Below are 13,494 nucleotides of genomic sequence, written 5' to 3' on the forward strand. Positions count from 1 at the left end.
CGGTCAGTCCCTCCTCATCCATTCCAGTGGGTCGCCACGGTCCACTTCGAGACCATGGCGGGCCAACATGCCGCGCACCAGTGCGCGCCGGTGCGCCGAGTAGGTCAGCACATGCGCGATGATCCCGTACAGCTGAAAGGATTCCGGCGGATCGCACAGTGCATCGATCACGGTGTCGCCCAGACGCCCTGCCGCTGAGTACTCCGATATCAATGTGGTCCAGCGCTTTCCGATGACGTCGTGGTGAGCCGCGAGTTGCTCGGCCGTGGCCTTGCCGGTCGCGTCACGCGACGGGAAATCCCGGCCCTCGATGGTCGCCAGCCAGACCTCTTTGGTCCACACGATCGCTCCGAGCACCGCAGCGACGCTGGGCTCCGGACCGTCCCAGTCCAAGACCACCTGCCCCGGCGAAACATCCTGGGCCCATTGCTGTTCAGAGAGTCTGCCCGCGGCACCGATGAGGTATTCGGTGTCGGCGACATCGTGCACGAGCATGAACTGGGCGATATCCGGCCCGGACGCCTCGCCCGGATCGGCATCGCACCACAACGACTGGGGCGGGTGGAAATGGACGCCGTTGGGCGCAGTCAGCCGGAAGCCGACGTCGCCGGCGCGCGACGGTGGTACCCCGAACGCCCGGCGGAACGCCCGGGAGAACACCTCCGCCGACGACCACCCCTCGGTTTCGGCCACCTCCGACACCGCGGCTCCCCGCTGCAACCGCCAGGCCGCCCGCTCCAGCATGACCCGTCGGCGCAGCGCCGCAGGCGGCTCTCCGGTGAGCCGGCGTACTTCCCGGGAGAAGTGGAACTCCGAGGCGTAGCTGCTGCGCGCCATGTCGCCCACACCCGAGTTCTCGCCATCGACGACGGCGTCGAGCAGTTCACGCAGCCGGTCGCGTCTGTTCGGTTGAACCTCCACGGTCACCGAGTATGGTCGGCCGCCCGCCTCGGGAACATGACATTTCCTGCTGTGGTTGCCCCGGCCGGCTCAGCTGTCCAGGACCTGGGCCACCCGGGCTTCGACGTCGACGCCGTCCAGATCAGACACGTTGACCCCGAACCTCTCGGTGAGTGCATCGAGAACCTGTGCGGCCGTGTCGAATCGGATCCGTTCGGTCTCACCGCGCCGGTGAATGGCGAGGTTCCGGCCGCGGAGGTTGATCCTGGCGTCGTCGGTGACCAGCGCCGCGGTCAGACCGACGACGAATACCCCGCCGGGATGCGTTGACACATACCAGCTTCCGACCTCCAGATCGATGCGCGGTTGCGGCGCGGTGGTGAACCGGTACAGCGGCTGCCACTGCCCGCGCACCTGGGCGGCGAGTTCGTACTCCGGCTCGTGGCGGGTGGGCAGCTCGAGCAACCGGTACGGCTCGTGACGGGTCTGCTGCACGGCGCCGGCGTGCAGCCGGATCGGTGAGGACAGCGTCTGCCCACCGAAACCGACGTCGACGAGGAAGCGACCGGCCTCGTCGGGAACGGTAACCGCCAGCACGTTGTGGGTGAGCGCAGGCAGAGGCGCGTCGGGCTCTTTCATCCACACCACCCGACCGGCCAGCCGGTCGACGCCGTACCCCAGTTCGTCCAGGGCGTAGCCCAGAAGTCCGTTGTGCTCGTAGCAGTAGCCACCGCGCCGACGCGTGATGAGCTTGTCGCCCAAAGCTTGCGCACTGAGGTCGGACACCGGGACACCCAGCAATGGGTCGAGGTTCTCGAACGGGATCGACCGGCCGTGCGCGGCGACGATGTCGCGCAGCGTGTCCACATCGGCTGACGCCGGACCGTGATAGCCGATCCGGTCGAAGTAGGCGGCGAGGTCTAATCCCATGACGTTCAATGATGCTGCCTCAACGACGGTTGAGGTCAACCGCGGCGCACACTGGACCCATGGCTGCCCATCTCACCGAGACCCTGCGGGAGGATCTGCTGGCCCGCTGGTCGGAATCCCACCGCAAGCACCACAACGTCGCGCACCTGCATGAAGTGCTCGACGCGATCGGCACCCTTGCCGATGACGGACTGCATTTCGACCGGGAAGCCGTCGAACTGGCGGCGTGGTTCCACGACGCGATCTACGACATCGGCCGCGACGACAACGAAGACCGTTCGGCGATGCTGGCCCGCCAACTACTGGAGGGAGCGGCGGACCGCGACGAGGTGGCTCGGCTCGTGCTGGCAACCAAGTCCCACAAGGTCGACGGCGACGACATCAACGCCGCGGTACTCAGTGACGCCGACCTGTCGGTGCTGGGCGCACCCGCGGTGCGTTATCGGCAGTACGCCGACGCTGTACGTGACGAGTACGCGGCGGTACCCGACGATGTTTTCCGCCCGGCGCGGGCCCGGGTGCTCGCGGCGCTGCTCGACGGCCCGATCTTTCACACCGCTCCCGGCCGGGAGCGCTGGGAGGAGCAGGCCCGGCGCAATATCACCGACGAGATCACCGAGCTGACCATGCCGGACCCGCGATTTTGAGAGGATCGACCGCAGCTACTCACCGGTAGGTAGACCAACCCAGCAAGCAAATGGGTTTTTTGCCCGCTACCTGGGTACACTGGCAAAACTAGAACACGTTCCAATCCACATCAGGGGGACCCTGTGGCTGCGACCGACATCGACCCGTCCGAAATCACCAAATGGGATCCGGGCCTGACCGAAAAGGTCATGGGCCTGCTGCGGCCGCTCATCAAGGGCTACCACCGGGCCGAGGTACGCGGGCTGGACAGCTTCCCCAAGGGCGGCGCGCTCGTGGTGTCGAACCACTCCGGTGGCCTGTTCCCCCTGGACGTGCCGGTGTTCGCGACGGGCTTCTACGAGAAGTTCGGCTACGAACGGCCCGTCTACACCCTCAGCCACGACATGCTCATGGTCGGACCGACCGCGGCCTTCTTCAAGAAGACCGGCTTCATCCGGGCCAGCCACGAGAACGCCGACGAGGCGCTGCGCTCGGGCGGCGTCGTCGTGGTGTTCCCCGGTGGCGACTACGACGTGTACCGGCCCACGCTGTCGGCCAACAAGATCGACTTCGGCGGACGCACGGGCTACATCAAGGCCGCCATCAATGCCGGCGTCCCGATCGTGCCGATGGTCGGCATCGGCGGCCAGGAAACGCACCTCTTCCTGTCCCGCGGTACCGGAATCGCCAAGGCACTCGGGCCGATCGCGCGAATGGCCCGCACCAAGATCGTGCCGGTGTCCTTCGGCTTCCCGTTCGGCCTGTCCGCGGTGCTGCCGCTCAATGTGCCGTTGCCATCCAAGATCGTGATGACAACGCTGGAGCCGATCGACATTGCCGCCGAGTTCGGTGAAGACCCTGACATCGACGAGGTCGACGCTCACGTCCGCCGGGTGATGCAGCGCGCGCTGGACGAGCTGGCCGAAGAGCGCCGCTTCCCGGTGATCGGCTGAGCACCGGTGAATCCGCTTGACCTACTGACAGGACCCCTGGACCGAGTCACCGACACCGCCGGCTTGGTCACCACCATGCGCCGGGCCGGAATCATCACGGTGATGCGCCCGGACAAGTACCTGCGCATCGCCGCCGCCATGGCGCGCGAAAACATGAGCATCACTTCAGGTTTCGCGGCCTCGGCGCAGCGCTGTCCGAACCGGCCGGGCCTGGTCGACGAACTCGGCACGCTCACCTGGCAGCAGGTCGACCAACAGGCCGACGCCCTGGCCGCAGGCCTGCAGGCGCTGCCCGGCGGTGCGCCGAAAGTCCTCGGCATCATGGCTCGCAACCACCGCGGCTTCGTGCTGTCGTTGATCGCCGCCGGCCGCATCGGCGCCGATGTGCTGCTGCTCAACACGTCGTTCGCCGCTCCGGCGATGGCCGAGGTATGGATGCGTGAAGCGGACGGCAATACCAGTGCGGTCATCTACGACGAGGAGTTCACCGACACCGTCGAACGGGCGCTTGCCGAGCGCCCGGATGCCGCCCGGATCGTCGCATGGACCGACACCCACGCCCACGGTGTCACCGTGGCCAAACTCGTCGAGGAACACCGCGGTGAGGAGCCGAGGCGAGCTACCGGCAAAAACAAGGTGATCCTGCTGACCTCGGGAACCACCGGAAGTCCCAAGGGCGCCAAGCACTCCGGTGGCGGCCCCGAGGTGCTCAAGGCCATCCTCGATCGCACCCCGTGGCACACAGAGGAACGCGTGGTGATCGTGGCACCGATGTTCCACGCCTGGGGTTTCTCGCAGCTGGCCTTCGCCGCGTCGATGGCCTGCACCATCGTCACGCGGCGCAAGTTCGATCCCGAGGCCACTCTCGAGCTGGTCGACCGGCACCGCGCCAAGGGGCTGTGCGTGGTGCCCGTGATGTTCGACCGGATCATGGAGCTGCCCGAGGACGCGCTGCGTCGCTACGACGGACGCAGCCTGAGGTTCGCCGCGGCGTCCGGCTCGCGCATGCGTCCCGATGTCGTCACCGCGTTCATGGACCGGTTCGGCGACATCATCTACAACAACTACAACGCGACCGAGGCCGGCATGATCGCCACCGCGACACCGGCCGATCTGCGCGCCGCCCCCGACACAGCCGGTAAACCCGCCGAGGGCACCGAGATCCGCATCCTCGACGCCGACTTGCGGGAGGTGCCCACCGGCGAGGTCGGCACCATCTACGTCCGCAACTCGACCCAGTTCGACGGCTACACCTCCGGTACCACGAAAGATTTCCACGAGGGCTTCATGTCCTCCGGCGATGTGGGCTACCTGGATGAGGCGGGCCGGCTGTTCGTGGTGGGCCGCGACGACGAGATGATCGTCTCCGGCGGCGAGAATGTGTACCCGATCGAGGTGGAGAAGGTGCTGGCCGGCCATCCCGACGTCACCGAGGCCGCGGTGATCGGCGTCGACGACGAACAGTTCGGACAACGTCTGGCGGCGTTCGTGGTGCTCTCCGGTGCCGCAGGCGCCGATGACCTCAAGGCGTATGTTCGAGAGAATCTCGCCAATTACAAAGTGCCCCGGGAGATCGCCGTGCTCGACGAGTTGCCGCGCAACAGCACGGGCAAGATCGACCGGCGCCAGCTCCAGGAGAAGGTGAATGGCTGACCGCCGACGACTGCTGACCGCGGCCGCCGAGTTGCTCAACGCTGCCAATGCGGTGAAACCGCTCGGACGCAGGGGTTACAGCACCATCCAGTCCTTCGCATTCGGCTGGCCGACCTCGGAGAACGCCCCGCTGGTGATCACCGTGTCGGCCCTCGATGCGCTGCGCCGCGGGATCCGCGGCGACTATCGCTCGACCGGCGGTCGAATCTCCTTGCTGTTCAAGGCGATTTCGTGGGCCCTGCTGGTGCTGGTGCACCGTCGCGGCGTCCAGTCCCGGCCGTACTTCGAGGACCCGGTGCACGAGGCCCTGGCCGACGAGTACCCGTCCGCCCTGCGGCCCTTGCGTCGCGGCGAGGTGTACTCCACGTCGATGAGCAGGCGGCGCTACGCCCGCACGACGGTGCACTACGGCCCGCACCGGGCCAACCTGGCCGACATCTGGATGCGCCCCGACCTGCCGCGCGACGGCAAGGCCCCGGTGCTGCTGCAGGTCCCGGGTGGCGCATGGATGATCGGGATGCGCCGGCCGCAGTCCTATCCGCTGATGAGCCACCTGGCCGAGCAGGGCTGGATCTGTGTGTCGATCGGCTACCGGATCAGCCCACGGCACCCGTGGCCCAACCACATCATCGACGTGAAGCAGGCCTTGGCCTGGGTGAAGGCCAACATCGCCGAGTACGGCGGCGATCCGGACGCGGTGTGCATCACCGGTGGATCGGCGGGTGGGCACCTGACCGCATTGGCGGCGCTCACTGCCAACGATCCCCAGTGGCAACCCGGTTTCGAGGACGCCGACACGTCGGTGGCCGCCGCGGTGCCGGTTTACGGCCGCTACGACTGGTTCAGCACCACGGGCACGGGACGGGCCGAGTTCATGCAGATCCTGGAGCGGCTGATCGTCAAGTTGCCGCTGGCCACCCACGGACAGGTGTACCGGGACGCCTCACCGATCGCCCGGATCCATCCCGATGCCCCGCCCTTCTTCGTCCTGCACGGCACCAACGACTCGCTCATCCCGGTGCGCGAAGGCCGCGAGTTCGTCGAGGCGCTGCGTGAGGTGTCGAATTCGCCGGTGATCTACGCCGAGATCCCGCATGCCCAGCACGCGTTCGACTTCTTCGGCTCGCCCCGCGGGCACTACACGGCCGATGCGGTCGCGGAGTTTCTGACCTGGGCCCGGGCCAGGGCCCGGGCCGACGCTGAGAACACCACGGACGTCGCTTCCGGTTACTAGACTTCCGGAGATGTCCGCCCCGGACGCCCCGGACGCCGAGGTCGCCGCGCTTGCCGCCGAACTGCCGGACGGCGCGGTGCTCACCGACCCCGCCGTGATCGAGGGGTATCGGCGCGACGCCGCCGCCGACCCACACGTGGGCCTACCGCGTGCCGTCGTGCGGGCCTCCAGCACCGGGGACGTGCAGACCGTGCTGCGATGGGCGAGTACCCACCGGGTCGCGGTGGTGCCCAGAGGTGCCGGGTCCGGGCTGTCCGGGGGTGCCGGCGCGCTCGACGGCTGCATCGTCCTCAGCACCGAACGGATGCGCGGCATCCGCATCGACACCGCGAACCGCACCGCGGTGGTGCAACCCGGTCTGCTGAACTCCGAGGTGAAGCGGGCCGCCGCCGAGCACGGGCTGTGGTACCCGCCCGATCCCGCCTCGGTGGAGATCTCGTCGATCGGCGGGAACGCCGCGACCAACGCGGGCGGCTTGTGTTGTGTGAAGTACGGGGTCACCGGCGACTACGTGCTGGGACTGGAGGTGGTGTTGGCCGACGGCACCGCCGTCCGGCTGGGTGGCCCGCGATTGAAAGACGTCGCCGGTCTGTCTTTGACCCAGCTGTTCGTCGGTTCTGAAGGCATTCTCGGGGTGATCACCGAGGTCACCCTGCGGCTCATCCCGTCGCAGCCTCCGGCCTCGACTGTGGTCGCGGTGTTCGCCACGGTGCAGGACGCCGCCGACGCGGTGGTGTCGATCACCGCGAAGGTCCGGCCCGCGATGTTGGAGTTGATGGACCATGCCAGCATCAACGCGGTCGAGGATTACAGCCGGATGGGCCTGAACCGTTCCGCGCAGGCACTGCTGCTGATCCAGTCGGACGCGCCGGGCGCCGCGGACGAGGAAATCGCGTGCATCGTCGGGGCATGTGAAACAGCCGGTGCGACCGAGGTTTTCGCGACCGACGATCCAGAGGAAGGCGCGGGCTTCACCGCCGCCAGGCGGCTGGTGGGCCTGGCCCTGATGCAGTTGGGCACATTGCTCCTCGAGGACGTCACGGTGCCGATACCCGAGCTGCCCACGTTGGTGGCCGGAATCCGCCACATCGCCGACGACTGCGACGTGCTGATCTGCGTGGTGGCGCATGCCGGCGATGGAAACACCCATCCGGTCGTGGTATTCGACGCCGACGATCCGGACATGAGCGAGCGGGCCCGCCAGGCGTTCGCCCGGGTGATGGAGCTGGCGATCGCCCTCGGCGGAACCATCACCGGCGAGCACGGGGTCGGCCGGCTCAAAAGAGACTGGCTGCCACTGCAACTCGGCGATGACGTGATGGCGTTGACCCGTCGCATCAAAGATGCCGTGGACCCGCACGGCATCCTCAACCCGGGCGCGGTCCTGCGCTGATCACGCCGAGACCATGGTTTTGACGGTCGCCGGATTCTCGTCAGAAACCGTGGCCTCGGCGCGAGTATCTACTGGGCCAGCACCCCGTGGAGGGCCTTCTTCGCCTCGGTGATCGCGGCGAGCAGATTCGTCCGCACCTCACCGAGCTTGGCCTTCTGTTCGTCCGTGCCGGTGAACGCGATGGTGCGGGCCAGGCCCGCCACCTCGTGCAGGCCGGTGCGGATCTTGAAGACGTCGGCGAACTTGCCCGCCTTGCCCAAGAACGCGTGCGCGGTCTCGCTGGTGACACCGCGCCAGGCCAACAGCTGCGTACCGAATTCGGTCAGCGTGGCGACCCCGTCGGAGACGGTGACCACGCCACGGCCGGCCACTGCGGCGATGGCCAACTCGACGATGTCCAGCGGCGGCGTGAAGGCACCGCCGGTCGCCTCTGTGGTGCGCTCGACGATTTGTTCCGCCGTGGCAGGCCCGTCGAGCAGCAGTGCCGCCGTGCCTACCGCCGCACGCTTGAGCGCGAAACCGGGCCCGAAGCCCTTACCGAAACCGGGGCCACCGCCGAATCCGGATGCGCCGAACGCCCCCGGACCGAACCCGCCCTGCCCCTCGGGACCGCAGTTCCCGCCGCCGAATCCCGCCGGACCCCAACCGCCAGAAAATCCTCCAAAACCCATGTCACACATCCTTTTTCCAGATTTCAGCCGGACCGGCGGAGCGCGGCCCGACAGGTGTATCAAGTTCCTTGATACGCCCCTATCGGAGCCAATTCAATGAGATCTGGCTGAGAACTGGTTGAGCTGTGGGCGAAACGGCGCGATCCAACCTGATGGTCGACGACGGCGGCGCATGTGAGGATGCCAGCTATGACTGCCCCCGACAGCGAGCCGCTGGGATACCTCCTGCACCGGGTGGCTGCAACACTGCGGCCCGAGGTGGCCACGGTCCTCGCTCCCCTCGGTCTCGGACTGCCCGAGTTCGTCTGTCTGCGGATCATCTCGCTGAACCCCGGGCTGACCAGCGCCGAACTGGCCCGCATCACCAACGTCAGTGCGCAGGCGACCAACCAGCTGCTGCACCGGCTGGAAGCGGCGGGCGCGGTGCGCCGCCCCGATACAGCGGCGGCGGGGAAAGCGCTGCCTGCCGAACTCACCGCGACCGGCCGGACGTTGCTCACCCGTGCCGAAGACGCTGTCCACATCGCCGATCAGCGGGTACTGGACCGCCTCACGCCCGCCGAACAACGGCAACTCAAAGCGTTGTTGCGCAAAGCCGGAAGCGACGACACCGCGTGCGGGCCGGTCAACGGATGATGCTCATGGTGACGTCTCGCGGGGTCACCGCGGTTTCGGGGCGGCGAGTTCACGCAGCGCCGACAAGAACAGCTCATCCATCCGGGGGCTGAGCTCGGACAACGTCGCGGCGCTGGCCGAACTGGCCGAACCGAAAACCTGATCGCGTGCCTCGGTATCGGCATCCGAGCCGACGGACAGGCACAAGCAGGCCACACCGTCGGCTCGCAGTTCCTCGAGGGCCTTGGCGGTGTCAGCCTGCGCGTAGCGACCCTCGTAACCGTCGTCATACGGATAGCCGTCGGACAGAACGATCAATAGCCGGTGTGGCGTTCCCGCTTGGGTTTTCAGTATCTCGCCGGCCCCCCGGATGCCGGCACCCAACCGGGTATAGCCGAACGGTTGCAGTTGACCGAGCCGGGACCGTTCGACGGCACCGAACCGCTGATCGAACGTCTTGACGGCAGGCAGGTGGACGGTATGCCGTCCTTGGGAGCGAAAGCCGTAGACGGCCACCCGATCTCCGAGTTCTTCGAGGGTCGCGGCAAGGGTGGCGGCGGCCTGCAGCTGATGCTCGTGGACTGCCAGGCCCTCGGGGTCGGTATCGGTGGCCGAGCCGGAGGAGTCGAGAAGGATCAGCGCCCCGAGATTGCGGGAGAGGTTACGGCGTTCGGTGTAGATGTGTTCGGGCGGCGCATGACCCGATCGCAGGTCGACCACCAGGTCGACGAGGGCTTCGGTATCCAGTTCGTCGCCGTCGGGGCGGCCACGCAGCACCTTGGGACCCAGTCCGACGCGTGACAACCGTTGGCGAAGAACCGGATCGGACACCACACCACCCCCGGAAAGGTCGGCAGCACCGCTGAGCGGGTGGTCGAGGACCCGACACCACTGGGCCCGGTAGCGATTGTTGTGGACATCCCATTCCGGGTAGTAGGCGCCGCCGGCCCCGACAGCGGCGCCGGGCCTGTCGTCGGTGGTGAACCGGATCGGGGTGGGCAGCGGCTTGGCCGACGAGCTGGGCCCGCGACGCCGTCTGACCGAACCCGTGGGTAATTCGGCCCCGGCGTCGTCGTCTCCGAACGAGCGGGATCCGCCGAACATCTTGCGGAGGAACTCCGAGAGGGCCCGGGACGTGAACGCCGGCGCCTCGAACAGTTTCAGGATCTTGCTGTCCTCGGACGGGCCCGACTCGTCGTCGTCATCCTCGTCGTCGGATTCGGCGGGCACCGTCGCATCGAAGGACAGCTGAGCGTTCTGAGCCCGTCCAGAATCCGTCGCGACGGCATCTGATCTCAACAGCAGCGACGGTTTGATGACACCGAACCATTCCGGAGGCTCGGCCATCGCGGCCCGGCTTTTCGCCAGCGCGAGCGACTCGGCGGGCCCGGCACTGGACGGCCGGTCCCCGGCGCACAGCGTGCCGGCCAGCGGGATTCGCGGAGCCAACTCGGCCAGGGCCCGGTGCCCCTCTGCCGCGAGATAGCGCTGGGCCAGTCCGGGCCTGCCACGCAACGCCTTGACGATCTGCCGGTCCAGACTTCCGGCCGCCAGCAAGGCACACTGCACCAGCAGCTCGCGGCGCTGCACGGCATCGGATTCGTCCCCGGAGACGAAGACGATCCGGCCGTCGGTGTGCGCCGGCCGGCCCGCGGGAAGCGGTGCCACCTCCACGGCGCGACCGGCGATGAAGGTCGCCAGCAACCGAAACCGCTGCAGGCCTTCGGATTCGGCCTGGGTCACGGCACGTTCAGCACGCCGTCGGCCAGCTCACCGAGGGCCCGCACGATCTCCGGATCGTCCGACAGCGCCCGCACGATTGCGGCCTGCACAGCACTGCGCAACGGAAGGCCTTCGGCGACAAGCCCACCGGCCAGGATCAGCATCCTGGTGGAGGAGCCCTCGCGCAGCGGCGAACCCTGCAGGCCACGGATGGCGTTGCCCAGCCGCACCAGGGCATGTGCTGTCCCCGTGTCGATCCCGGCCTCGTGCGCGACCACGTCGACTTCGATGTCGGCTGGCGGGAAGTCGAGTTCGATCGCCACGAACCGCTGGCGCGTGGATTCCTTGATGTTCTTCAGGACACTCTGGTAGCCGGGGTTGTAGGAGATGACGAGCTGGAAGCCCGGAGCCGCGGGCAGGGTGGTGCCGAGCCGATCGATCGGCAGTTCACGACGGTGATCAGCCAGCGGATGGATGACGACGGTGGTGTCTTGACGCGCTTCGACGATCTCGTCGAGATAGCAGATGGCGCCCTCGCGTACGGCCCGCGTCAACGGCCCGTCCACCCATACGGTTTCGCCGCCCTTGAGCAGGAAGCGGCCGACGAGATCCGCCGACGTCATGTCCTCGTGGCCGGCCACGGTGATCAGGTTGCGACCGAGTTCATGGGCCATGGCCTCGACGAAGCGGGTCTTGCCGCATCCGGTCGGCCCCTTGAGCAGTACCGGAAGGCCTCGCCGGGCCGCGGCCCGGAACACGTCGACCTCATCGCCCACCGGCCGGTAGAACGGCGCCGACACGTCGGTGGGCTCGACTGTGCGGTCCAACGCGGGCTGGTGGTTGGTCAGCATGTTCACTTCACCGGCATGAACGGCACGACCGTCGGGAGCTGCGCACCCTCGGGCAGGACCAGTTCACCGTCGGTGTTGATGAAGCCGGACCGTTTGGTCGGGATCGGCAGAACGGGGTCCGGGCAGGGAACGTCGGTGCCGGCACCGCAGATGCCGCCGGTGAGATACGACCTCTTCATGTGATCTTCGGGCCAGGGGTCCGAGTGCATGCCGATCCACTGTGCGGGAAGGTTGTAGAAGAAGAAGAAGCACGCGCTGACGCCGGCGAAGATGGCCAGGAATCGCACCGACTGCTGCTTGGCGAATCCGCCTCGGACACGGTCGATTCCACGTTCGACGATGGTGCGGCCGCGGTCGTCGGTGAAGAAACGCAGGCAGCACAGGGCCGCCTGGACACCGCCCCACATCAGGCCCTCGTAAACCGGCCACTGGTGGTACGTGCCGGCGAATACCGACACCGATCGGATGGAACCGGGATACGTGTAGAAGCCGATCGGTAGCATGACCAGGGCTTCCATCACGAAATCGAAGACGAATGCCATCGCGTAGGTGACGAGGATCAGCCGCAGATTGCTGATGTTCGGCCAGCGGTTCTTGATCTTGCGCATCAGCCAACACCCGGCGATGGTGATCAGCAGGACGCCGTAGGCATAGCCGGGCACGTTGGTCAGCAGCGGTTCGGCCACCTGACGGCCGGGCTCCTCGGGCGAGACCCAGCCGGGGATGTTCGAGGACCAGGAGCCCCGGTTGAACAGCCAGGTGTTGTAGGTACACCAGGTGTTGAAGTAGTTCAGCAGCGGATCCTGGAAGAACATCAGGCCCATCGACGCAAACAGCATGCCGTCCAGGGTGATTCGCCGTTCGCGGCGCCAGGGCCGGATGAAGAACCACCAGATGGCGAACGGCAGGCCCACCCACAGCACAACGGCGTTCGCGATCAGCGGGATCTTCATGTACAGCGGCGGCTCGTGAATGCCGCCCGGCACCCGCTCGAAGTAGGGGCCGGTGATCCAGCTGATCCACACGTACACCTGCAGGGCCAACAGGGCCCCGCCGATGACGGCCCAGATCTGGATCGGTTTGACCGTCGGCTGCACCTCGGCGCCGATCGATGCCGCCCCGCCGAGCGGCTCGGATACCGCGGACTTGGTCTTGTCGGACAGGTCGCTCACGACACTGCCTCCTTCTTGGTTGCCGTATCAGCGCACGCGTACCGAACCGTGAAGTCGAATCGCGAAAGACCCCTTGTAGCAGGGATTGTCATGCGCCCCGCCCGAATATACCGCCCGGTATGTCAAATACCAAGAAGTTTTTCAGGTCTGTGGCAGAATCTCGTCCATGGTCGAGCGGTGGACACGGGAGCGGCGCCTGGAGCGCACCCGCTCGCTACTCTTGGACGCCGCCGAGGCGGTGTTCGCCGAAAAAGGTTTCACCGCAGCATCTCTCGACGACATCGCCCATGTCGCCGGGTACACCAAAGGTGCGATCTACAACCACTTCGCCACGAAGGAAGACCTCTTCCTGGCAGTCAGCGACAGGTATTGGCACCGGTATTTCGACAATTTCGCCGAGGTGATGTCGTCGGCGAAGCAGGTCGGGGCGGCCGAACTCGATGAGATCGCCAAACGTTGGCGGGAGCTGAGCCGTGACCGCGGCGCCGAGCATGCCGCGCTGGGCCATGAATTCACGCTGTATCTGCGCCGCAATCCCGAAGTGCGGGAACGGGTGGCCGCCAAGCGAGCCGAAGCCGTCGAGGCGCTGAGCAAGTTCATCGTCGCGGGCGTCGAGCATCTCGGCGGCAGCCTGCGGATCCCGGCAGCCACTCTGGCCCAGGTCCTCATCGCCACCAGCGAGGGTGTCGTCCTGGGCAGCGAGCTCGATGATGTCGACCTCTACCGGCCGATTGTGGAAATGTACGTGTCAGCCATCAAGCTTCCCTGACGCC

The 13,494-nt window shown here is 67.0% G+C and carries 13 protein-coding genes; 7 read left to right on the top strand and 6 right to left on the bottom strand.

Features of this window, described 5'->3' with window-relative positions; all coding sequences use genetic code 11:
- Positions 1 to 3: 3 nt before the first annotated feature.
- Positions 4 to 927, bottom strand: a complete 924-nt coding sequence (locus H977_RS0102685; protein WP_029106402.1) for a helix-turn-helix domain-containing protein — start codon at positions 925 to 927, stop codon at positions 4 to 6.
- A 63-nt stretch (positions 928 to 990) separates the two neighbouring features.
- Positions 991 to 1,830 carry an arylamine N-acetyltransferase family protein gene (locus H977_RS0102690; protein ID WP_029106403.1) on the bottom strand — a complete coding sequence of 280 codons (840 nt, stop codon included), beginning with the start codon at positions 1,828 to 1,830 and terminating at the stop codon, positions 991 to 993.
- Between the two features lie 59 nt (positions 1,831 to 1,889).
- Here H977_RS0102690 and H977_RS0102695 point away from each other — a divergent pair, with 59 nt between their 5' ends.
- From H977_RS0102695 to H977_RS0102715, 5 genes are all read left to right on the top strand, one after another.
- Positions 1,890 to 2,477 carry an HD domain-containing protein gene (locus tag H977_RS0102695; protein WP_029106404.1) on the top strand — a complete coding sequence of 196 codons (588 nt, stop codon included), beginning with the start codon at positions 1,890 to 1,892 and terminating at the stop codon, positions 2,475 to 2,477.
- 123 nt (positions 2,478 to 2,600) lie between these two features.
- On the top strand, positions 2,601 to 3,410 hold the full coding sequence (locus H977_RS0102700) for a 1-acyl-sn-glycerol-3-phosphate acyltransferase (protein WP_029106405.1): 810 nt from the start codon (positions 2,601 to 2,603) through the stop codon (positions 3,408 to 3,410).
- Positions 3,411 to 3,416: 6 nt separating this feature from the next.
- Entirely contained in the window at positions 3,417 to 5,063 is a 1,647-nt protein-coding gene (gene fadD12, locus H977_RS0102705; protein ID WP_081681578.1) for an acyl-CoA ligase FadD12, read from the top strand.
- A complete protein-coding gene (locus tag H977_RS0102710) occupies positions 5,056 to 6,297 on the top strand; it encodes an alpha/beta hydrolase (protein WP_029106407.1) in 1,242 nt (413 codons plus the stop codon). The genes fadD12 and H977_RS0102710 overlap by 8 nt, the downstream gene beginning before the upstream one ends.
- A gap of 10 nt (positions 6,298 to 6,307) precedes the next feature.
- Positions 6,308 to 7,690, top strand: coding sequence for an FAD-binding oxidoreductase (locus H977_RS0102715; RefSeq protein ID WP_029106408.1), 1,383 nt, complete (start codon positions 6,308 to 6,310; stop codon positions 7,688 to 7,690).
- 68 nt (positions 7,691 to 7,758) lie between these two features.
- Here the strand turns inward: H977_RS0102715 and H977_RS0102720 are convergent, their stop codons facing one another.
- Positions 7,759 to 8,361, bottom strand: coding sequence for a hypothetical protein (locus H977_RS0102720; protein WP_029106409.1), 603 nt, complete (start codon positions 8,359 to 8,361; stop codon positions 7,759 to 7,761).
- 189 nt (positions 8,362 to 8,550) lie between these two features.
- Between H977_RS0102720 and H977_RS0102725 the strand changes: the two genes are divergently transcribed.
- The gene (locus tag H977_RS0102725) at positions 8,551 to 8,997 is read left to right on the top strand and encodes a MarR family winged helix-turn-helix transcriptional regulator (RefSeq protein ID WP_036474823.1); all 447 of its coding nucleotides are present in this window, start codon (positions 8,551 to 8,553) and stop codon (positions 8,995 to 8,997) included.
- A gap of 24 nt (positions 8,998 to 9,021) precedes the next feature.
- Here H977_RS0102725 and H977_RS0102730 read toward each other — a convergent pair whose 3' ends face one another.
- The 3 genes from H977_RS0102730 to H977_RS0102740 are packed head-to-tail and all read right to left on the bottom strand — an operon-like array spanning position 9,022 to position 12,721.
- Entirely contained in the window at positions 9,022 to 10,719 is a 1,698-nt protein-coding gene (locus tag H977_RS0102730) for a nitric oxide reductase activation protein NorD (protein ID WP_029106411.1), read from the bottom strand.
- On the bottom strand, positions 10,716 to 11,549 hold the full coding sequence (locus H977_RS0102735; protein WP_029106412.1) for a CbbQ/NirQ/NorQ/GpvN family protein: 834 nt from the start codon (positions 11,547 to 11,549) through the stop codon (positions 10,716 to 10,718). Before H977_RS0102735 ends, H977_RS0102730 begins: the two co-directional genes overlap by 4 nt.
- A gap of 2 nt (positions 11,550 to 11,551) precedes the next feature.
- The gene (locus tag H977_RS0102740; RefSeq protein WP_029106413.1) at positions 11,552 to 12,721 is read right to left on the bottom strand and encodes a spirocyclase AveC family protein; all 1,170 of its coding nucleotides are present in this window, start codon (positions 12,719 to 12,721) and stop codon (positions 11,552 to 11,554) included.
- Between the two features lie 166 nt (positions 12,722 to 12,887).
- Here H977_RS0102740 and H977_RS0102745 point away from each other — a divergent pair, with 166 nt between their 5' ends.
- A complete protein-coding gene (locus H977_RS0102745; protein WP_029106414.1) occupies positions 12,888 to 13,490 on the top strand; it encodes a TetR/AcrR family transcriptional regulator in 603 nt (200 codons plus the stop codon).
- Positions 13,491 to 13,494 lie beyond the last annotated feature (4 nt).

This window comes from Mycobacterium sp. URHD0025 (genome assembly GCF_000426065.1).
Taxonomy (GTDB): Bacteria; Actinomycetota; Actinomycetes; order Mycobacteriales; family Mycobacteriaceae; genus Mycobacterium.

What these genes read in the sequence shown, in the direction of transcription:
- H977_RS0102735 (WP_029106412.1), bottom strand. Translation starts at nt 11,549, where the DNA reads ATGCTGACCAACCACCAGCCCGCGTTGGACCGCACAGTCGAGCCCACC.
- H977_RS0102715 (WP_029106408.1), top strand. Translation starts at nt 6,308, where the DNA reads ATGTCCGCCCCGGACGCCCCGGACGCCGAGGTCGCCGCGCTTGCCGCC.
- H977_RS0102745 (WP_029106414.1), top strand. Translation starts at nt 12,888, where the DNA reads ATGGTCGAGCGGTGGACACGGGAGCGGCGCCTGGAGCGCACCCGCTCG.
- H977_RS0102725 (WP_036474823.1), top strand. Translation starts at nt 8,551, where the DNA reads ATGACTGCCCCCGACAGCGAGCCGCTGGGATACCTCCTGCACCGGGTG.
- H977_RS0102710 (WP_029106407.1), top strand. Translation starts at nt 5,056, where the DNA reads ATGGCTGACCGCCGACGACTGCTGACCGCGGCCGCCGAGTTGCTCAAC.
- H977_RS0102690 (WP_029106403.1), bottom strand. Translation starts at nt 1,830, where the DNA reads ATGGGATTAGACCTCGCCGCCTACTTCGACCGGATCGGCTATCACGGT.
- H977_RS0102720 (WP_029106409.1), bottom strand. Translation starts at nt 8,361, where the DNA reads ATGGGTTTTGGAGGATTTTCTGGCGGTTGGGGTCCGGCGGGATTCGGC.
- H977_RS0102695 (WP_029106404.1), top strand. Translation starts at nt 1,890, where the DNA reads ATGGCTGCCCATCTCACCGAGACCCTGCGGGAGGATCTGCTGGCCCGC.